Genomic DNA, 18,230 nt, shown 5'->3' with positions numbered 1-18,230 from the left:
GACAAGGCCTCTTTTTTACTGCTCTTGGATAACTTCGTTCTCGTCTCTCTGGTAAAACAAAGCTTTCCGACATATCCATTATGTAATTTAATACTTCTGGGATTCGTCCCGGTGCAACTGCTGGTAACAATTGAAGCTGTCCAACCAGGAACAATGAAGCTTGTTTAAAGCCGATTTGATAAGGCATCACTGACTTCTGGTGGTAGGCCATTTGACACATCATGAACCGCAATAGATTGTAAGCAACCAGCATTCCCCAAAGCTCTTGACTCACCAACTCTGGCTTTTTGCTTCTTAACGTAAGTTGGTTCTGGAGCATGTACTGCTTCATCTCACGATACCCCAACTCTATCTCCCAACGATGGCTATAAAGTTCGGCGATATCAGCACCTGGATATTTCATCGTGTCTATCATTGACGTTAATAGTCGGACTTCTTTTCCTTTAATCGTCTTTGTGATTAAGCGAGCTTGGAGAGTTTTGGGGGCGTCAACCCACTTCTTTTGAGCTTGAGGGGATAGCTTAAGCTCTACGAGCTCTTGTCCTCGACCTACTTTCGATATCACTGTGTATTGAGCCCCTTTTCTTAATGGGATCAGCCAATGTTTCTCTTCGCCACTGGTTTGCCACTTATGCAGTAAGCCCAAGGCGTAAAATCCGCGGTCAAAGATAGTTAAGCTGTTTGAGGGTGATTGTTCGATAAGGGGGATCGTAAGGTCGACTTCACTTTTAGATACTGAGTCGAATGAAGCGCTGTTGAGTATATGACTGGTCAGCTCCATATGGCAGACCATTCTCACTTGAGGGTAGTCAGATATCGTTGTTTTATTGCCTGTTCTACYAAAAGACTCATCATTACTTTTAGTATCTGGTGTTCTCCACACAACACCATCTACAGCATGAAGTGTTAACCCATGCCAATCTGGATGGGGAGTCTTGTGGTGCCAAAGTCGTTGAGTGTGCTTGAACACGGCTTCCATAACGTCGGACCCAAGTCGCTGGCGAGCCTGAATGACAGCGCTAGGTGCGACAAATGGCTTCTTACCTGGTAGGAGAATATCAAGTTGCGAGACGACTTTATCCATCGATAAATGACGGTAAAGGGACATCCCTAAAACACTCCAAACCATCATTTCCATTGGTAACCTACGCTTTCGAATAGTCGCAACCCCAGATTCTTGGAGGCACTGCTCGATGAGTTCAGGGGACAGCAGATCTGATAACCCTGAGAGCTGTTCTGGAGAGAAGTTATGGACTTGGTTTAGGGCTTGTCTAAGAAACATAAAAAAATCCGAGTGTTAAAGAAACACTCGGATTTTGACATCCTTGGAGGATCGTTCAACCAGTCATTTTTACTTAACTGATCGGCATTANACCATCATTTCCATTGGTAACCTACGCTTTCGAATAGTCGCAACCCCAGATTCTTGGAGGCACTGCTCGATGAGTTCAGGGGACAGCAGATCTGATAACCCTGAGAGCTGTTCTGGAGAGAAGTTATGGACTTGGTTTAGGGCTTGTCTAAGAAACATAAAAAAATCCGAGTGTTAAAGAAACACTCGGATTTTGACATCCTTGGAGGATCGTTCAACCAGTCATTTTTACTTAACTGATCGGCATTAACGCTCTAAGCGTCCATTTTTCTTTCAACATTTGATTTTAGTTAATAGCGTTTTGTTGGTACTTATGAAGTGAAGAAAGAAGACAGCATCCAAACCGCTAACACAACAAATACGCCACCCATCACTTTCTGTTGATAGGTACGAAACTTGGCATTCTCTACCAGTGACTTACCGATAGTGCCTACCAATGCCACAAGCAAGAAATTGAACGTTAAGCCTAATACATTCAGTAATAAGCCTAACACCAACATCTGCTCACCCGATGTCGCCTCAATATTTGTCGACACGAACTGAGGTAAAAACATCACGAAGAATACCAAGGCTTTAGGATTAAGCAGGTTACTGATCAGCGCTCTTTGATAGTAAGCCTTTGCAGCAAAATTATCAGTCACTTCAACAGCATTGCCCTGCTCTGTTCGCAAGCAGTCCCAACCCATTTTAAGCAAGTATGTACCACCTAATAAGTGGAGAGCATTCAAAGCAACAGGGCTCATTGCGATTAATGCAGATACGCCCATCGCCGCCAAAACAGTAAGAATGATCCCTGAAGTCGCGTTACCTAAGCTCGCAAAGACACCAACCTTGCGACCATAACTCATGCTTGAGCTAGCAATCAACAACATATCAGGACCAGGTAAAAGAAGAAGAGCAACGACGGCAGTCAAGTAAACAGGTAGAATGGTTAAATCGATCATAGGGTTTAGCATTGATAAAAATGGAGGCGGATTTTATATCAATTACCAACACCCTTCCAGAGGTAATCAGTTGTATCACAGCTAAAATGTCGAATTAAAAACCAACATCATAAAGTTAAACCAAACTATTAACTAAATCGATAATAATCATTAACTCGCGACCCACTCGATCTCTATCAATGTTGTCTCACCACACTTAAGGCGACCTAGGAAAATATCACCTTGGTGCACTTCTCCGACGCCTTTCGGAGTGCCGGTCATCACTACATCGCCATCTAGCAAAGTCGTGTAAGAAGAGAGCTCTTCGAGGATTGTTTGTGGGGAATATAGCATCTGCTCAACATGTCCTTTCTGAACACGAACACAGTTAATAAACAGCTCTAAATTCAAGTCTTCGAGATCCAAACCTGTTGTAGGTACAAAGCGGCTAAGAACGGCAGAACCGTCAAACGCTTTAGCGCGCTCCCAAGGCAAGCCCTTCGCTTTCAAGCTACTTTGCAGCTCGCGCTTTGTCAGATCTAACCCTAAACCGACCGCTGAGTATTGACCGTTTTCAACGATAAAACAGATTTCTGCTTCATAGTGAAGGGCTTCTTGATGAAAAGAAGAGAGGGAAGAAGTTACGCTAGTACTGGGCTTATTGAACACCACCATAGCGTCTGGGATCGCGTTGTTAAGCTCTTCAATATGATCGACATAGTTACGCCCAACACACAGCACTTTCGTCGGTGTCGCTGTGCGTTTCGAATTCATTAACTGTTCCTGATCTACAACGCTGCTCATAGTTTATCCCTGAACTATTTTTGGAATGCAGAGTTTACCTCATCCCAAAGAGAGAATCTTCCACAAGCTGACTACTGATCTCTAAATTCTGATCTTTAGCTCAATGCGCTCATAGGGAGGTTTTTATAGGGAGTTGGTTGCATTATGGAATAGCAACTCAAAACGAAAAAAGCCTTCGAAGTGATATGTAAAGTTGTAATTTGCCAATTTACAGCCTTGCCATGCAACATCAAGGCTTGGAAAACCTACGTTACCGAAATCTAAAATTCGATGTAAATATATCCCCTTAAATATGAAAGAGTAAATAAGCAAGATAACTACATTGAAAGCCCGGAATCATAATTTGAGGCCGGGCCAACTGTATTACTCAATTAATAATTGATCATTCAGTGATCTCAACACCAAAATGCTCGGTACAAGTCACTTGGCTAGGCTGGCCGCCCGAGTCATAGCCACAAAAGTCTTCCTCAAGAATAGCGTAATCGGCACGCGTATCTGCCAACTGCTGCATAAATTCTTCTTTGGTGACTTTCTTTTCTCGGTAGAAACTTGCATAAGTTGGCTGGTCCATAAAAAAGCCTTGAGCTGTACGCACTCTCGTATCATTTGGTGGGAGGGTCGTTAACTGGTTTTGCATGATATTTCCATCAGGCAAATACACTTGGTACAGAACACTGTTTTCCCCCATCAAAGTGGTTGAGGTGTCCACCATCATTCCATAAGCTTCGTAAGAGCCAGCTAAACCCCCATTACAATCCGATGCACTTTGATCGGCACTAAAGATCTTTTCATTACCATTCGTTCCACAAATTCCCGAACCAACAACATCTGCACCGCTAGTACATTCTGTTAAGTCCTTCGGAGGGTAGAGGAACACATTTCGCTGCTTAATGCTGTTCCCAACAACTTCTAGATGAATGAAGCCTTTGTAGTGATCGTAACGGTAGGGCCAACTGGAGGATACATTAGGGTTACCATCGCTTCCTAAAAAAGTATACTCACCAACCCACCATCCCTCTTCTCTTTGCCAAGCTTCAAAATCAAGCAAGTTTACTGACTCTAAATCACAAGAAGAGTCAGAAATAACAGTCTCGACTTCCTCACTACTCTCGACTTCCGCATTAGTGTCATTATCGTCATTGCAAGCGGCTATTAAAGTACATGTAACAATGATAAATGTTGTACGTAAAAACATAGAACCTCCATATCGGAATAAACTTTGTTCAACAAACAACACATAAGCATATTTTATACCCTTGATTACTTATTTTTCACATCAATCATTGTTGACGTTAACTCATCGCCTCCAACCCTATGCAACCTTAAAGAGTTCATATACTTAAAACTATTTGTAACTCAGAACTCATTACTGGATGCAGCGAGAATCATTTTTACGATGGTACAAAACACTGCAATCATTTTTTAAAATTGATAGCATTGCTAATATTTCCTCCTCTTGTTTTTATTTTGATTCTCTAAAAGCAAAGTGAGTATTGAAATAATACAAATATCCGTAGAATTCTCTAAGATCCATTTTTACTGAAGCATACCTCAGCCCAACGAGCTAAGCCCGCCGTTACTGAACCAAAATAGTTGCCACTCACAATAGGCACATTCGGTACGGCTTGCTGAACCGCTTCTCGAAGGATAGGTGAACGTGCGGAACCACCCGTCATATAGATAACATCTGGTTTCTTTTCGCCTTGTTGAATGGCCTCTTTAACCAACTCAATCATCTTAGATTTTAGTGTATCGATAGCATCGACCATCTGTTCAACTGAGATATCGACTTCGATCAACTCGGAAGCAACATTCATCGCTGCGCGATACTCAGAAGATTCCGCCAACGCGATCTTAGCTTCTTCAGCTCTACGTACGATGCCGTAACCCAAAGTATCGTGATAAACCTTAAGTAAACGGTCTAGCTTCTGTGGTTCAGCAGCTTCTTTACGAAGTAACTTCAGTGCTGCAAGGTTTTCTCGAGAGTAAAAATTCTTTTGAGCTTCTACATTGTTGATGGCTATTGGGTTCCAGAATTGGGTCAATGGCATATCAATACCGGAAATAGCTTTACTGCTCATACCAAAAGGTGACATCAGTTGTTTGAAAGCCAGGTAAATATCTAAGTCATTACCCCCTACCCTTTGACCACTGTGCGCTAATAAGCTCTGGCTACGATCCGCTTTCCCAGACCAACTCGGGCCCATTTCTAATAGAGAACAGTCGGTCGTACCACCACCAATATCAACAACCAATACCGTTTGGTTTTCAGTCAGAGTGCTTTCATAGTCTAGGCCAGCAGCTACGGGTTCAAATTGAAATGCAATATCTAGGAAGCCTGCACGCTTCGCGGCGCGAGACAAGATAGCTTCAGCTTGTCTGTTTGCCTCTTCACCACCGCGACCGTGGAAGTTAATTGGTCGACCAATAACCGCTTGTTTGATTTGTTCTTGAGTAGTGAGCTCAGCTTGCTGCTTGATGTTTGCCATCATGGCACATACTAGATCTTCAAAGAAGCTAACCTGAACGTCATGTAGCCCACTTGCGCCTAGGAAAGACTTAGGAGACTTAACATAATAGACATCACGCGGATCTTCTAAGTAGAGATCTAACGCTGCCTGACCAAATGCCATGTCTTCTGGCACAAGGTCGATACTCTCTTCGCGGTTGTAGGCAATTGCACGTCGTAGCACTTGCTCACCGACAGCATCGCTCGGCTTAATGTTCAGGTGGCGAAATAGATGTTCAGATACACTCTCACGAGTAGGAGCAAATACGGTTGAAGGAATATAGTGGTTGCTACCTTCTAACGGTAACAAGCTTGGTTCTCCATTGACCATAGCAGCCACAGAACAGTTTGCTGTTCCATAATCAAATCCAATAAACATAATATCCCCCACTCAACAAAAGGGGCGAGATGCTACATGAAAAGCCTTTAAATTACGAGGTCATTTACTTCTTTTACTTGGTCATTTTTTGGTTTGCTGACTCTTAATAGGCAAATGAATATGCTACATTTCAGCCCAAATGAATCAAAGGTTAGATAAATGAAAACACCTTGCCGAGCGGCTTGCAAAAATAATGGTGGAATGTGTAGCGGCTGCTTTCGCACAATGGATGAGATTATAGGTTGGAAAGGCTTATCTGAAAACGAACGAACATCCGTCATGGATAACCTTAGTGGCGCGAGTTCGACTCACCAATGTACGCAGTGTAATGAGCCGGCCCAATGCGATATCGGTGCGGGTAAAGAGACATGTTGGTGTTTTGAGCTTGAAAAGCGTGATACTAGCGATATTCCAAAGGCTGATGTTTGTTTGTGCCGTAAGTGCCTGTCTGCTTTACCTATTCAGTAGTTTGAAAGCCTGTTTAACATAGACAAAAAAAGCGAGAGGTTGTTTTCTCGCTTCTAAATACGACATTAAGTTTCGACCTAATCGTTACCTAATTATTAGCTACTTCGTTTTTTCAATCAGCGCAGGCTGAGAAAACTGGATACCGTTCCAGCCATGAACCATGAAGTTACGAATATTTTGATGGTCGGTGTTCTCTGGAAAGCATAACACGTCGTTACGATAAAATTGACCAAAACAAGCAAGTGTTTGCTCTGGTGATAGGCCTTGATCTAAACCAAAAGCAAAAATTTTGTATGAACCGTTGTTCTGCCCAGCCTCATTCACCACATCTCCATTACGAAATTCACACTCAGAAAAATCATAATGAGATTCAATTACCTGCATTGTATCTTCAAATTGAACACTCTCAGGTGATTCAGACAGGGTGTTTAACAAGGTTTCTAGTTCCATTTACTCTTTCTCCTTTAAGTAGATTATGGGTAGCAGTGTAACGCGTTTTTTCTTCAGAGTAAGCCGCTGTTTGAGTTACAAACCATTTCCACGTTTTTCACTCAGATATCTTTATATCCTTAATGAAAGTAATGAAACAGTTCTATTGGGACGTTATATTATTTCAACAAATGGTTAACATTTTCCTTTGAATAACATGCGTAAAAATAAAAACTTAGAACGGTTTAGGGCGTGTTGGAGTTTGGACCCGATGACTCAATTCAGGTTAGTACTCTATATATTTGGCACAAAGAAGAGCAGTACCTTATCTTGGAATTGTCACAAAAAAAGCGACTGAGGCACTGACGTTAAGAAAACTCATCAACGTTGATATTATCGTTCGAGCGATTACAGACACAGAACTTGGGCACATCGTCGCATTCAAAACGAATGTACTGGCTCATATCACCTCCCCTGCGCATCTCTTGTTTCTTCGCCAGCCAACGAGCTTTGCAACAAAACCAATCCGCGAACACGAAAGATACAAAGTGCGTCTCAACTTTGATACCTTGACGCTAGACGCCACAAAGGTTGATTTCTCAGTTTCAGGTTATGGAGTCTAGATCTCGCAGCAATCCGATATTGATGTCGGCTGGAAGATAAAAGTTAACTCAGTCTTAAGTGAACATTTGGATAACGAGTTAATTTAAAAAGTGGTGGGTAAAAAAAGACAAGGGTAAGGCTGGCTGCTAGGTATTCAGTTCCCTAAACACCTGCACATGAGTGACGAGCTTAAAACACTACTATACAAAGCAAGCTTTCGTTGCTTGCTTTGTATAGTTGTTCGCAAATGCTCAGAATGCAGTACTCGACACCATTTGATATCACACTCCCATACGTTCAAAGGGTTAAAGAAAACTAGAATCTGTTTTCCTCCCAATATGAATTCTTGAAATGAACAAAAGCTTGTTGCAATGATTCTTCTTTGATCGGCTTAACAATCACATAGTTTGCACCAGCGGCCATAAAGTTGTCTCTTGTAGACTCCTGAGCATCGGCAGTACACGCATAAATTGGTGCAGATACGCCAATCTCTTCTCGAAGCTGTTGAGTCGTCTCAACACCACCTAGGTTCGGAAGTTGATTATCCATAAGGATGAGGTCATAAGTGGTCGTTTTTGCCATCTCTATCGCCTCTAAACCATCCTTAGCCCACGTGACTACCATGCCATACTTCTTACAAAAAGCCTGCGCGATAAAAGCGTTAGTGTGATTATCTTCCACCAGCAGTACATTCAAAGCACGGTCAAACAAAGCCTTAGGTTCACCTCCTGCCTGCTGTGTAACATCAAGTAACGGCTTAGAATTTAACTCTACTGGGATTTCTATGATGAACTCCGAGCCTTGATCTTTCGCACTGCGAACTTGAATATCTCCTTCGAGCATCTCAACTAAATTTTTGACGATCGTCAAACCTAATCCAGTCCCGCCGTACTCACGAGTTGTCGTCTCTTCGGCTTGGACAAAGGGTTCAAAAACCGCATCAATTTTACTCTCGTCAATACCAATACCGGTATCTTGCACTCGTACGATCAAACTGGCTTTGTTGGTATTGAAAATACTTTCAAGCTCAAAACTAACAGAGATGCCACCTTGGTGAGTAAACTTCAGTGCATTGCTCAACAAATTAAACATAATTTGATTCAAGCGCACTTGGTCAGTATTGATTTCCATGTCCTCAACCAAGTGATTCACGATCGTGAATGTGATCGATTTATCCTCACAAAGAGGACGGTAGATACTGTCTAGAGTGTTAATCAACTCCACCAAGCGGAAGTCTTTCTTTTGAATATTGAATTGCCCTTGCTCGATCTTTGAGAAATCCAAGATATCGTTCAATACCGCTAGCAGATGCTCTGCACTGTTACAAAGTACATCAACCTGCTCTTTGTTATCTTCATTGCGCATAGAGCGTTTGAGGAGTTGAGACACGCCCAAAATGCCGTTGAGTGGTGTTCGGATCTCGTGACTCATCTTCGCCAAGAAATCAGCTCGAACGTTTGCAAGGTGTTCTGCTTCTTCTCTCGCTCTATCAGCTTGCCTTTCAGCTTCCACCAACTTAGTAATGTCTTGTCCTTGTACTACTACGCCTGTGATACCATGTTCAACACAAATAGCCGACATATTCCAACGAAACACCTTCTCTCCAATCGGTACGTTAATACCTGTCAGCTTAGCACCTTGGACCACCATTTGAATGTTTGGCAACATGCGATGCTCGAACTCATGTGCGATGACACCGTAATTATCATCTTCATCAAACAGCGCCATACGTGCAGCTGGGTTCATCTGGATTAAATCGCCTTTTTCAGACCAAACCAAAATAGGAGAATGCGCAAAGTTAAAGAGATCTTGGAATTTTTGATTCTGCTCGGACAGGCGTTCAAAAGTGTCTTCCAGCGTGCAGCCAATATGATGAAATTCGAAAATATTCGACCCATCAAACTTGTTAAACTCTTCGCTATCACTTGCCGAAAGGGTAAAGTGCATCAACTTATCGAGCTCCGCTGCCACTCTTCTTTGAATCCAAGTACGAGCGAAGAAGTACATAAATACAATCACGACAACAACAACGATGATGGCGCGCTCGTAGTTTTCTTCTAACGCGATAACATTGGTGTTCTTTTGCACCGCACGAATAACCAGTGGAGTCTCTACGGCGTTGATCTTGATTGTCGTCACTGTGACGAAATGACGAGGCAGCTGTTCGTAAATTTTGTATTCAAGAATATCCTTTATCGTATACGTCTCATCGCCACTGAACGTCGAGGTTACCGGCGTTCCATGCGCTTCAATTACGATATTCTCACAGTTACTGCCCTGCTGTATGGACTCTGCAAGAGAGAAGTTATTGTCGAGTACAATCGCAATATAAAGCTGGCCGAGAACTTCGCCTGTTTTGTTATCAACAATGGGCGTTCGACGAGCCAACAAGTGACGCTTGCCAATCTCGGTCATTACCTGGATAAAGTGCCAGTTGCTGCTAAAAGAGACCTCATCAGAAATGTGTTCTAGGTTGTTTCCGTCTAACCCATAAAACTGAGCGTTGCCATCTTCCCACACCAACCCATCATGTGTTGAGACAAAACGTAGATCAGGAGCATGATCGGGTTCTCGCTGATCTACGCCAAAGAAGAAGTGATTCAAAACCTCTTCGTCGCCCATAGCAAAGTATTCACGTAGAGTATCACTGTGCGAGCTACTGTCTTGGTGAATTTGTAAGACAGACAAACGATAATCGAACATGTTTTGAATCAGACTCGACGTCTGTTTAACCGTTCGATTAGTCTCTTGCTTTACAATGTTACTGCTGGTTTCATAATTATGAATAAGAACGCCAAGTGCCATCACGCCTATCACTAAGATAATGATACGCGTAATAAGCTTAGCTAATGTGTTCCTAGGTGTACTGGCGTAGCTTTTCTTCATTATTGACCTGAGTATCTAAATGCTCGCTGTTTGAGTTCAGAAATACGTTCTGGGGAATCATCTTTAGTCACGATTTCAAAATCACCAGAGTAAACCGTAGGAACGGCTTCCCCGGCAAGGTCCCACTTAATGGCTTCCGCCATTGCGATACCCGTGTCATCGTTCATACGCATAACAGTGACATCAAGGTCACCTCTTTCAATCGCGTCGAGTTCAGCAGAACCACCGCCCCAACCGTTAACTAAGATATCTCGCCCCGATTCTCGAATCGCATCCGCTGCGCCTAGAGCGACATCTGTTGCACATGCATAAATAAAGTCTAGGTCTTGATCGTTCTCTATGCTGATTTTAGCCGATCGGTAACCGCTCTCTTTGTCCGATCTTGTGTAGAAAGAGGATTTTAAATCAAAGTTCGTATCACTGTTTACATCATGAATGAAAGTATCACCACGGGCATCACTAATATAACCTTCTGAGCGATAAAGTACCGAGTATTTGCTGTTCGGTTTGCTGACTTCTTTGAAGTAATTCGCTAATTTTAAACTGCCCGTTGCATGATCAAAACCAACATACATGAATGGTTGTCTACCAGCCCACGCACGGACTGGCGTAGTGATGTTCTGCAGAATGAGTTTGGTATCTGTAGAGCTCAATACGTGCTCAATAAATTTACGGTGGCGCGTCGTATCCAGCGTAAAGACCAAATAATCGGTTTTATTTTCTATCGCTTCTTGTAACGAGATGCTTTGCTGCGCGAGATCCGCATTCACTCTCGTAAACACTTGGTTAATTTGATAATTAATTCTCAGCTTATCGAGTCGTTTTTCAAACGCTTGGATGTTACGAACCCAATAATCAGAGATTTGTTGCCCCGGATACACGACAGAAATCGTTATCGGTTCATCCTGGATTCGTTTCAGCGGAACGGGGTGATTTTGCACAGCCTGGACCATTTTATCGGTTAAGGCTTTTTGTTCAGGAAAGTTAGAAAGGTAATCTTGGTACTCCCAATACCCGTTAAGGACATGGGTTCCGTGGGAGAGAGCGGACGCAGAAAATACGGCTAGTCCAAACAACATCAATAAACGTTTCATATTTTTCTCGTTTTATATGAGCTACTTTGGCTCATTTTTTAACCTAGCATGACACCATCTCTTTGAATGGCTGAAAGATATTATGTAGGACAACGAGAATAAATGATAGCGGATAGGGCTAGTTAGAACGACATTCTAAATGAGTGATATGTCAAATGAGAGCGGTAATGGAAAAACTTTAGTGTCACGTGACTAAACACGCCTTCCATATTTATATTTTTAATTTTAAATCAATAGCTTAATAAAAATCTCGGGGATTTTATTTCTTACGATTTTATCAGTAATAACCATTTTAGATATGAATTATGAGACTTCGATATATTGAATCTTGTCGTCTTGCCACTCAATGATAAGTTTGAGTGATACTAGCTTTTCTTTACGTAACTTAGGTAAATGTTTAATCGCGTATTCGGTTTTCAGAGCCTCACTTTTCGACTGGGCCTCCATACTCCAAACTAACTTAAGCGGCCCCTTTCCTCTCAGAGCTTTGGCACCTTTGCCGGTTTGGTGCTGTTCAAAACGACGTTGTAGATTATTGGTGACACCACAATACAAAGCGTTATGACGATTGCGGATCAGGTACACGACCCAATCCGCCTTGTTCTCAGATTCAGACATTTACAGTAGAGATTCAACCAGAGCTTTCAACTCGGCTACTTCAGCTCTTAGACTTGCAACTTCAGACTCTAGCTCTTCCAATTTCTCATTTAATGCTGACGGTGCTGCAGCACCTGCAGATGCCGTCGCAAACGCTTCAACATCGACTTCACCACTGAGTAAATGCTGATAACGTGACTCACGCTTACCAGCCTCACGAGGCAGTTTAACAACCAGGGCGCCAGCTTCACGAGTCGCTAACTTTTCAAGCGTAGCTTCCACCTCTTTAACATCAGTGAAATTCGCTAAACGGCCTGTTCTTGTACGTAATTCGCCCGGTGTTTGTGGGCCACGCAGTAACATGCAACAGATGATCGCGCGCTCTTGTTCTGTAAATTGCAGATCACCAAACTCAGTATTGCAGAAGCGATGCTGGTACTTATTAACACGACTATTAAAACTACTTTCATCACTGACCATGCGGCGAGCAATCAAGCCATCAACGGCATCTAATACTTCTGACTCAGACAGCGAGAGAACAGGCTCACGGTTGCTTTTCTGATTACAGGCTGTAGTCAGACTGTTCAACGTAAGTGGGTAATGATCGGGAGTTGTCACTTCTTTTTCGATCAAGCAACCAATGATTCTCGCTTCAATTGGGGAAAGTACTGTGTTCATAGCTTATTCCTTTTTATTATTTTGGTGACTCCATCTCAGCACCTAACAATGCAGTCACCGAGGACTAGTGCTCAGACAAAATTGGTACTCGTTTCTTTCTACCCTGTTCATCAATCATTATGATCTTAGAACGGTTTAGCTCTATTTCCACGACTTCCAAATAAGTACGCTCTTTTACATACGCATCACGAAGCTTGTTTTGCTCTGCTGAAGGTTCAGTCGCTTTATTACCTGAATCTTCGGTTTCCAATTGTTGTTGATTCATTTCACATTTCGTATCAATGCAGTATCTACATGGGATACTAACTTGAACGGAGAGATAAAAACAATCACACATCGGTGAGAGTGACGAATAATTAAACAACCTTACTTTTGCTTTGATCTAAAGACTGTTACATCATCAATTGATGTGCTTTAATCAGAACCAGATAACGTATTTGACGAATAGGAAAAGGAATCTATGAGCAGCGTATTTGAAATTGTTAACCAAGCACGACGTAAGAACAAACTTAAGCGTGAACTGCTAGACAACGAAAAGAAAGTTCGTGACAACCGTAAGCGTGTCGACCTACTTGATAACCTACTTGATTACATCAAGCCAGAGATGACTCACGATGAAATTCTAGGCATTATCAAAAACATGAAAGCTGACTACGAAGACCGTGTTGATGACCACATCATCAAGAGCGCAGAAATCTCTAAAGCTCGTCGTGACATCAGCCGTCGCATTCGTGAACTAACAGAAGAAGACAAGCAAATCCAAGGTAAGAAATAATCTTGTAAGTTTAAATGACTTATTTATTAACCTATTCATTGTAATTAACACCTATCACTTAAGGTGTACTAATTCAGACCTGAACTGACAGTTACCCACTTTCCGACTCGGTGCCTGTCAGATTATATCTGGGCTAAATTCTTTTCAGCCCAGATTGATTTCCCATCCTCTAATGTTTTTATTGGTGTTCTGCCGCAGCACATTTTTCCTTGATGGGTACGGTGATTGTTGTAGTAGTTCGTCCAGATCTTTCTGCAACTCTTCCATCGAACCATACAGTTTCTTTCTGAATGTTACTTGGTAGAACTCATTCAATATGGTCTTGTGGAAACGTTCGCAGATACCATTTGCCTGCGGTGACATTGCTTTCGTTTTTGTGTGGTCCATATCATTGATGGCCAGATAGAGTTGATAGTCATGTTGCTCAACACGGCCACAGTATTCAGTACCTCGATCTGTCAAGATTCTCAACATTGGTAGCTCATGATTCTCCCGAGCATTTGATGCAGGCAGTCCACCTCATCCTTTAGAAAATTAATGGCGACAGCCACTGTAAAAGAGCGTTATTTAGCGGTTTTAGACGTAAAAAAGGCGACAATTTACATTGTCGCCTTTTGCAAATCAGAGCCTAATTTAGACTATTCCCAATCAAGGATTACCTTGCCTGAAAGCCCGCTACGCATAGCGTCAAAGCCTTTTTGGAAGTCATCAACCTTAAAGTGGTGAGTGATAATTGGTGTTAGATCTAGGCCTGATTGAATCAAAGAAGCCATCTTGTACCAAGTTTCGAACATCTCACGACCGTAGATACCTTTGATAACCAAGCCTTTGAAGATTACTTGGTTCCAATCTACTGCCATGTCTGATGGTGGAATACCTAGTAGAGAGATCTTACCGCCATGGTTCATGTTAGTTAACATGCTGTTGAACGCAGATGGTACGCCAGACATTTCTAGGCCTACATCGAAGCCTTCAGTCATGCCTAGATCAGCCATTACGTCTTCCAGCTTCTCTTCCATCACGTTAACTGCGCGCGTTACACCCATTTTCTTAGCAAGATCTAGGCGGTATTCGTTTACGTCAGTGATTACAACGTGACGAGCACCAACGTGCTTAGCAACTGCAGCAGCCATGATACCGATTGGACCAGCACCAGTAATTAGCACGTCTTCGCCTACTAGGTCGAAAGAAAGTGCAGTGTGTACTGCGTTACCAAACGGGTCAAAGATTGACGCTAGATCGTCAGAGATTTCAGCAGGGATCTTAAATGCGTTGAACGCAGGGATCACAAGGAACTCAGAGAACGCACCAGTGCGGTTAACACCAACACCTGTTGTGTTACGACAAAGGTGAGTACGGCCGCCACGACAGTTACGACAGTGACCACATGTGATGTGACCTTCGCCAGATACACGGTCGCCGATTTCAAAACCACGAACTTCTTGGCCGATGCCAACAACTTCACCCACGTATTCGTGACCTACTACCATCGGTACTGGGATTGTGTTTTGTGACCACTCATCCCAGTTGTAGATATGTACGTCAGTACCACAAATTGCGGTTTTCTTAATACGGATAAGAAGATCATTATGACCCATTTCAGGCTTTTCAACCTCGGTCATCCAAATGCCTTCTTCAGGCTTAAGTTTAGAAAGTGCTTTAATTTTCATAATTTTACCTATTTCATCTCACCTAACTGTAAGGCGAGAATCCAAAATCTCATTGTTCTTATCTAATCATCACAGCATTAGAGTTACGCTAACAACCTGCAATAAAATTAGATGATATCCATGTCTTTACCAACTTGGATGAACGCATCGATTGCGCGGTCTAGTTGCTCACGAGAGTGTGCAGCAGACATTTGCGTACGGATACGAGCTTGACCTTTTGGTACGACAGGGAAAGAGAAACCTACAACGTAGATGCCTTTCTCTAGTGCGCGCTCTGCGAATTCAGCCGCTACTTTTGCATCACCAAGCATGATTGGGATGATTGCGTGGTCAGCACCGCCCATTGTGAAACCAGCTTCTTCCATGCGAGTACGGAAGTGAGCAGAGTTATCCCATAGTTGAGTACGTAGGTCGCCAGATTCTGCTAGAAGATCTAGAACGCGGATAGACGCCGATACGATTGCAGGTGCAACAGAGTTAGAGAAAAGGTATGGACGAGAGCGTTGACGTAGCCAGTCGATCACTTCCTTCTTACCAGACGTGTAACCGCCTGAAGCGCCACCCATTGCTTTACCAAGTGTACCAGTGATGATATCGATACGGTCTACAACGTTGTGGAACTCGTGAGTACCTCCGCCGTTTTCGCCCATGAAGCCCACTGCGTGAGAGTCATCAACCATTACTAGTGCATCGTACTTGTCTGCAAGGTCACAGATAGCAGGAAGGTTAGCCACTACGCCGTCCATAGAGAACACGCCGTCAGTTACGATAAGTGTGTGGCGAGCACCCGCTTCTTTAGCTGCGATAAGTTGCTGCTCTAGCTCTTCCATGTTGTTGTTCGAGTAACGGAAGCGCATTGCTTTACAAAGACGAACACCATCAATGATTGAGGCGTGGTTTAGTGCGTCAGAAATGATTGCGTCTTCTTTACCTAGAATCGTTTCGAATAAACCAGCGTTAGCATCAAAACAAGATGTGTAAAGGATAGTGTCTTCTTTACCTAGGAACGTAGACAGCTTTTGCTCTAGTTCTTTGTGAGAATCTTGAGTACCACAGATGAAACGAACGGAAGCCATACCGAAACCGTGCTGATCCATACCATCTTTAGCCGCTTCGATAAGAGCTGGGTGGTTAGCAAGACCTAAGTAGTTGTTTGCACAGAAGTTTAGTACTTCTTCACCAGTCGAGATAGAAACCGCTGCTTTTTGTGCAGAAGTAATAATGCGCTCAGACTTGTAAAGACCTTCTTCTTTAACTTCTTCGATTTGATTTTGAATCTGTTGGTAAAATGCAGAAGACATTGTCTCATTCCTTCCTAGTTATTATTCAGCAGCATCGCGCGCCGCATTATGTAGGGATATAAACGATCCTAAAACGATCATTTACACTGTAAAACTAATCCCTATATTCTAGTTGAACATCCTTTTTTCGATTATCCCTCCAGTTGGAAAAACATTAATGAACCTGAAGCACGAATAATAGTTCATCCCAGTGACACAGGGCACATTAACGCCCCTCTCTTGTTCTTTTTAACGCCAGATAAGCTTCAAACACATCAATCTATCAGAGCAATCACGCTAAGCAATTAATGAAATTGATTCACAAATTAAGGTAAATCGCTCACAATCACTATTAAGTTCGTCGTTAAAACTAACCTAACTGGATACTTATGATAAACCCAAAACTCATCGCCCTACTTCCCGATCTTGCCTCGTTCATCCTAGTGGTAAACGAAGGCAGTTTTACTGCGGCAGCCAAGCAATTAGGGGTAACGCCTTCTGCACTCAGTAAACTCATTACGCGTTTAGAGAAGGCACTGTCAGTAAAGCTATTTGAGCGAACTACTCGTACGCTTATTATCACTCAGGCAGGTCAACTGGTTTACGACCAGAGCGTTGTCATGATTAACGCAGCACAGCAAGCAGTTGAGTTATCGACGTCGGATCATACCGAGCCTTCTGGCTCACTCACTGTGGCCGCGCCAGAAGCGTTTTTGAACTCTGTACTCCAGCCTTTTGTGGTGCCATTTCTTAATCAGTATCCAGAGATCCAACTTAAGTTACGCGCTGCTGATGGTGATATCGACATACTACGCCAAGGCATCGATATTGCGTTTCGACTCACCGATAAGCCCGATGAGAGCTTAGTACTAAAAGAACTAGGTAAAACCAACTTAGTACTATGCGCGAGCCCTGATTATTTGGGTTACAAAGGGACACCTTCCCACCCAACCGACCTGAGCCAGCACGATTGTCTGTACCTAGCAGAAACAGACAAAGACCACATTTGGGACTTTCTCAAAGATGATGAGTTTCACACCGTCTCCGTCAGTGGTCGATACGCAGTGAACCACTCTCAAATGCGACTTAAAGGCGTGAAAGAAGGTCTGGGGATTGGCATCTTCCATGACTTCGTGATTCAAGATGCGTTAGCAGAAGGCAGTGTTGTTCAAGTATTGAATGACTGGACCATCAAGAGTAACTATCACGGCGCCATCGCGATGCAGTTCGCACAAACCAAATACATGCCCGCCCGCCTTCGCGTGTTCATTGACTACGCGATGGAACACTTGGGTGACAAGTTAGCAGGGGAAATAAACTGATGCTAAAAGGAATCCACCACGCGGCAATCATCTGTTCCAATTACGAACTATCGAAACGCTTTTACACTGAGGTTTTACAGCTGGAAGTAATTGCAGAGAATTATCGAGAAGCGCGCCAGTCTTACAAACTTGATCTGGCATTACCTAATGGTGCTCAAATAGAGTTGTTTAGCTTCCCTGATGCACCTGAAAGGCCGAGCTTTCCTGAAGCTCAAGGATTGAGACATTTAGCCTTTTGTGTTGAGGACGTTCAACAAGTAAAAAGCTATTTAGAAGGACAAGGAATCGACGTCGAACCGATTCGAGTGGATGAGTTTACAGGGAAGTCATTCACGTTTTTCGCAGACCCAGACGGCCTGCCGCTAGAGCTTTATGAAATATAGAGCTTTATCAAATATAGGGTGTATCAAGTCTAAATTTTCCTGTTCAATCAACTTCCCA

Annotated in this window: 17 protein-coding genes and 3 pseudogenes; 5 read left to right on the top strand and 15 right to left on the bottom strand. The window is 43.0% G+C overall.

The annotated features are described in order from the left end of the window. The 6 genes and pseudogenes from L1D11_RS14965 to yegD form a co-directional block, all read right to left on the bottom strand. Positions 1-1,282, bottom strand: a 1,282-nt coding sequence (locus tag L1D11_RS14965) for an IS4 family transposase (RefSeq protein WP_239862605.1), incomplete at its 3' end; no start/stop codon positions are given. A 91-nt stretch (positions 1,283-1,373) separates the two neighbouring features. After that, positions 1,374-1,531 (bottom strand): annotated as a pseudogene (locus L1D11_RS14960) (transposase domain-containing protein); the annotation flags it as partial. 152 nt (positions 1,532-1,683) lie between these two features. Further along, complete coding sequence (locus L1D11_RS14955) at positions 1,684-2,316, bottom strand: LysE family translocator (protein WP_239833780.1); 633 nt, start codon at positions 2,314-2,316, stop codon at positions 1,684-1,686. 150 nt (positions 2,317-2,466) lie between these two features. Next, positions 2,467-3,099 carry a fumarylacetoacetate hydrolase family protein gene (locus tag L1D11_RS14950; protein ID WP_239833781.1) on the bottom strand — a complete coding sequence of 211 codons (633 nt, stop codon included), beginning with the start codon at positions 3,097-3,099 and terminating at the stop codon, positions 2,467-2,469. Positions 3,100-3,481: 382 nt separating this feature from the next. Further along, complete coding sequence (locus tag L1D11_RS14945; RefSeq protein ID WP_239833782.1) at positions 3,482-4,294, bottom strand: hypothetical protein; 813 nt, start codon at positions 4,292-4,294, stop codon at positions 3,482-3,484. A gap of 328 nt (positions 4,295-4,622) precedes the next feature. Continuing rightward, the gene (gene yegD, locus L1D11_RS14940; protein ID WP_239833783.1) at positions 4,623-5,987 is read right to left on the bottom strand and encodes a molecular chaperone; all 1,365 of its coding nucleotides are present in this window, start codon (positions 5,985-5,987) and stop codon (positions 4,623-4,625) included. A gap of 159 nt (positions 5,988-6,146) precedes the next feature. Between yegD and L1D11_RS14935 the strand changes: the two genes are divergently transcribed. Next, positions 6,147-6,455 carry a DUF1289 domain-containing protein gene (locus L1D11_RS14935; RefSeq protein ID WP_239833784.1) on the top strand — a complete coding sequence of 103 codons (309 nt, stop codon included), beginning with the start codon at positions 6,147-6,149 and terminating at the stop codon, positions 6,453-6,455. 99 nt (positions 6,456-6,554) lie between these two features. On the opposite strand, the gene L1D11_RS14930 is transcribed toward L1D11_RS14935, so the two are convergent. After that, positions 6,555-6,905, bottom strand: coding sequence for a HopJ type III effector protein (locus L1D11_RS14930; RefSeq protein WP_239833785.1), 351 nt, complete (start codon positions 6,903-6,905; stop codon positions 6,555-6,557). 228 nt (positions 6,906-7,133) lie between these two features. On the opposite strand from L1D11_RS14930, the pseudogene L1D11_RS14925 reads away from it, so the two are divergent. Then, positions 7,134-7,705, top strand: a pseudogene (locus L1D11_RS14925) (PilZ domain-containing protein); the annotation flags it as partial. 97 nt (positions 7,706-7,802) lie between these two features. Here L1D11_RS14925 and luxQ read toward each other — a convergent pair. The 5 genes from luxQ to L1D11_RS14900 form a co-directional block, all read right to left on the bottom strand. Then, positions 7,803-10,373 carry a quorum-sensing autoinducer 2 sensor kinase/phosphatase LuxQ gene (gene luxQ / locus L1D11_RS14920; RefSeq protein ID WP_239833786.1) on the bottom strand — a complete coding sequence of 857 codons (2,571 nt, stop codon included), beginning with the start codon at positions 10,371-10,373 and terminating at the stop codon, positions 7,803-7,805. Further along, the gene (locus L1D11_RS14915; protein WP_239833787.1) at positions 10,373-11,467 is read right to left on the bottom strand and encodes an autoinducer 2-binding periplasmic protein LuxP; all 1,095 of its coding nucleotides are present in this window, start codon (positions 11,465-11,467) and stop codon (positions 10,373-10,375) included. Before L1D11_RS14915 ends, luxQ begins: the two co-directional genes overlap by 1 nt. Before the next feature lie 303 nt (positions 11,468-11,770). After that, positions 11,771-12,085, bottom strand: a complete 315-nt coding sequence (locus tag L1D11_RS14910; RefSeq protein WP_239833788.1) for a GIY-YIG nuclease family protein — start codon at positions 12,083-12,085, stop codon at positions 11,771-11,773. Next, a complete protein-coding gene (locus tag L1D11_RS14905; RefSeq protein ID WP_239833789.1) occupies positions 12,086-12,742 on the bottom strand; it encodes a YceH family protein in 657 nt (218 codons plus the stop codon). Positions 12,743-12,806: 64 nt separating this feature from the next. After that, positions 12,807-13,007, bottom strand: a complete 201-nt coding sequence (locus L1D11_RS14900) for a hypothetical protein (protein ID WP_239833790.1) — start codon at positions 13,005-13,007, stop codon at positions 12,807-12,809. Between the two features lie 195 nt (positions 13,008-13,202). Here L1D11_RS14900 and L1D11_RS14895 point away from each other — a divergent pair, with 195 nt between their 5' ends. Then, positions 13,203-13,517: a DUF496 family protein gene (locus tag L1D11_RS14895; protein WP_004742367.1), complete on the top strand. Its 315-nt coding sequence runs from the start codon at positions 13,203-13,205 to the stop codon at positions 13,515-13,517. A gap of 122 nt (positions 13,518-13,639) precedes the next feature. Here the strand turns inward: L1D11_RS14895 and L1D11_RS14890 are convergent. From L1D11_RS14890 to L1D11_RS14880, 3 genes and pseudogenes are all read right to left on the bottom strand, one after another. Continuing rightward, positions 13,640-14,003: pseudogene (locus L1D11_RS14890) on the bottom strand (integrase core domain-containing protein); the annotation flags it as partial. A 152-nt stretch (positions 14,004-14,155) separates the two neighbouring features. Continuing rightward, positions 14,156-15,187, bottom strand: a complete 1,032-nt coding sequence (gene tdh / locus L1D11_RS14885; RefSeq protein WP_123950475.1) for an L-threonine 3-dehydrogenase — start codon at positions 15,185-15,187, stop codon at positions 14,156-14,158. Positions 15,188-15,294: 107 nt separating this feature from the next. Further along, positions 15,295-16,488 (bottom strand): glycine C-acetyltransferase, encoded by a 1,194-nt coding sequence (locus tag L1D11_RS14880; protein WP_239833791.1) that lies wholly within the window; start codon positions 16,486-16,488, stop codon positions 15,295-15,297. Positions 16,489-16,856: 368 nt separating this feature from the next. Here L1D11_RS14880 and L1D11_RS14875 point away from each other — a divergent pair, with 368 nt between their 5' ends. Beyond that, positions 16,857-17,789: a LysR family transcriptional regulator gene (locus tag L1D11_RS14875; RefSeq protein ID WP_239833792.1), complete on the top strand. Its 933-nt coding sequence runs from the start codon at positions 16,857-16,859 to the stop codon at positions 17,787-17,789. After that, positions 17,789-18,172 carry a VOC family protein gene (locus L1D11_RS14870; protein WP_239833793.1) on the top strand — a complete coding sequence of 128 codons (384 nt, stop codon included), beginning with the start codon at positions 17,789-17,791 and terminating at the stop codon, positions 18,170-18,172. The genes L1D11_RS14875 and L1D11_RS14870 overlap by 1 nt, the downstream gene beginning before the upstream one ends. Positions 18,173-18,230 lie beyond the last annotated feature (58 nt).

It is taken from the genome of Vibrio sp. Isolate32, assembly GCF_022397955.1.
Classification (GTDB): domain Bacteria; phylum Pseudomonadota; class Gammaproteobacteria; order Enterobacterales; family Vibrionaceae; genus Vibrio.
This window is presented reverse-complemented; position numbering and strand designations above follow the sequence as displayed.

What these genes read in the sequence shown, in the direction of transcription:
- L1D11_RS14955 (WP_239833780.1), bottom strand. Translation starts at nt 2,316, where the DNA reads ATGATCGATTTAACCATTCTACCTGTTTACTTGACTGCCGTCGTTGCT.
- L1D11_RS14950 (WP_239833781.1), bottom strand. Translation starts at nt 3,099, where the DNA reads ATGAGCAGCGTTGTAGATCAGGAACAGTTAATGAATTCGAAACGCACA.
- L1D11_RS14945 (WP_239833782.1), bottom strand. Translation starts at nt 4,294, where the DNA reads ATGTTTTTACGTACAACATTTATCATTGTTACATGTACTTTAATAGCC.
- yegD (WP_239833783.1), bottom strand. Translation starts at nt 5,987, where the DNA reads ATGTTTATTGGATTTGATTATGGAACAGCAAACTGTTCTGTGGCTGCT.
- L1D11_RS14935 (WP_239833784.1), top strand. Translation starts at nt 6,147, where the DNA reads ATGAAAACACCTTGCCGAGCGGCTTGCAAAAATAATGGTGGAATGTGT.
- L1D11_RS14930 (WP_239833785.1), bottom strand. Translation starts at nt 6,905, where the DNA reads ATGGAACTAGAAACCTTGTTAAACACCCTGTCTGAATCACCTGAGAGT.
- luxQ (WP_239833786.1), bottom strand. Translation starts at nt 10,373, where the DNA reads ATGAAGAAAAGCTACGCCAGTACACCTAGGAACACATTAGCTAAGCTT.
- L1D11_RS14915 (WP_239833787.1), bottom strand. Translation starts at nt 11,467, where the DNA reads ATGAAACGTTTATTGATGTTGTTTGGACTAGCCGTATTTTCTGCGTCC.
- L1D11_RS14910 (WP_239833788.1), bottom strand. Translation starts at nt 12,085, where the DNA reads ATGTCTGAATCTGAGAACAAGGCGGATTGGGTCGTGTACCTGATCCGC.
- L1D11_RS14905 (WP_239833789.1), bottom strand. Translation starts at nt 12,742, where the DNA reads ATGAACACAGTACTTTCCCCAATTGAAGCGAGAATCATTGGTTGCTTG.
- L1D11_RS14900 (WP_239833790.1), bottom strand. Translation starts at nt 13,007, where the DNA reads ATGAATCAACAACAATTGGAAACCGAAGATTCAGGTAATAAAGCGACT.
- L1D11_RS14895 (WP_004742367.1), top strand. Translation starts at nt 13,203, where the DNA reads ATGAGCAGCGTATTTGAAATTGTTAACCAAGCACGACGTAAGAACAAA.
- tdh (WP_123950475.1), bottom strand. Translation starts at nt 15,187, where the DNA reads ATGAAAATTAAAGCACTTTCTAAACTTAAGCCTGAAGAAGGCATTTGG.
- L1D11_RS14880 (WP_239833791.1), bottom strand. Translation starts at nt 16,488, where the DNA reads ATGTCTTCTGCATTTTACCAACAGATTCAAAATCAAATCGAAGAAGTT.
- L1D11_RS14875 (WP_239833792.1), top strand. Translation starts at nt 16,857, where the DNA reads ATGATAAACCCAAAACTCATCGCCCTACTTCCCGATCTTGCCTCGTTC.
- L1D11_RS14870 (WP_239833793.1), top strand. Translation starts at nt 17,789, where the DNA reads ATGCTAAAAGGAATCCACCACGCGGCAATCATCTGTTCCAATTACGAA.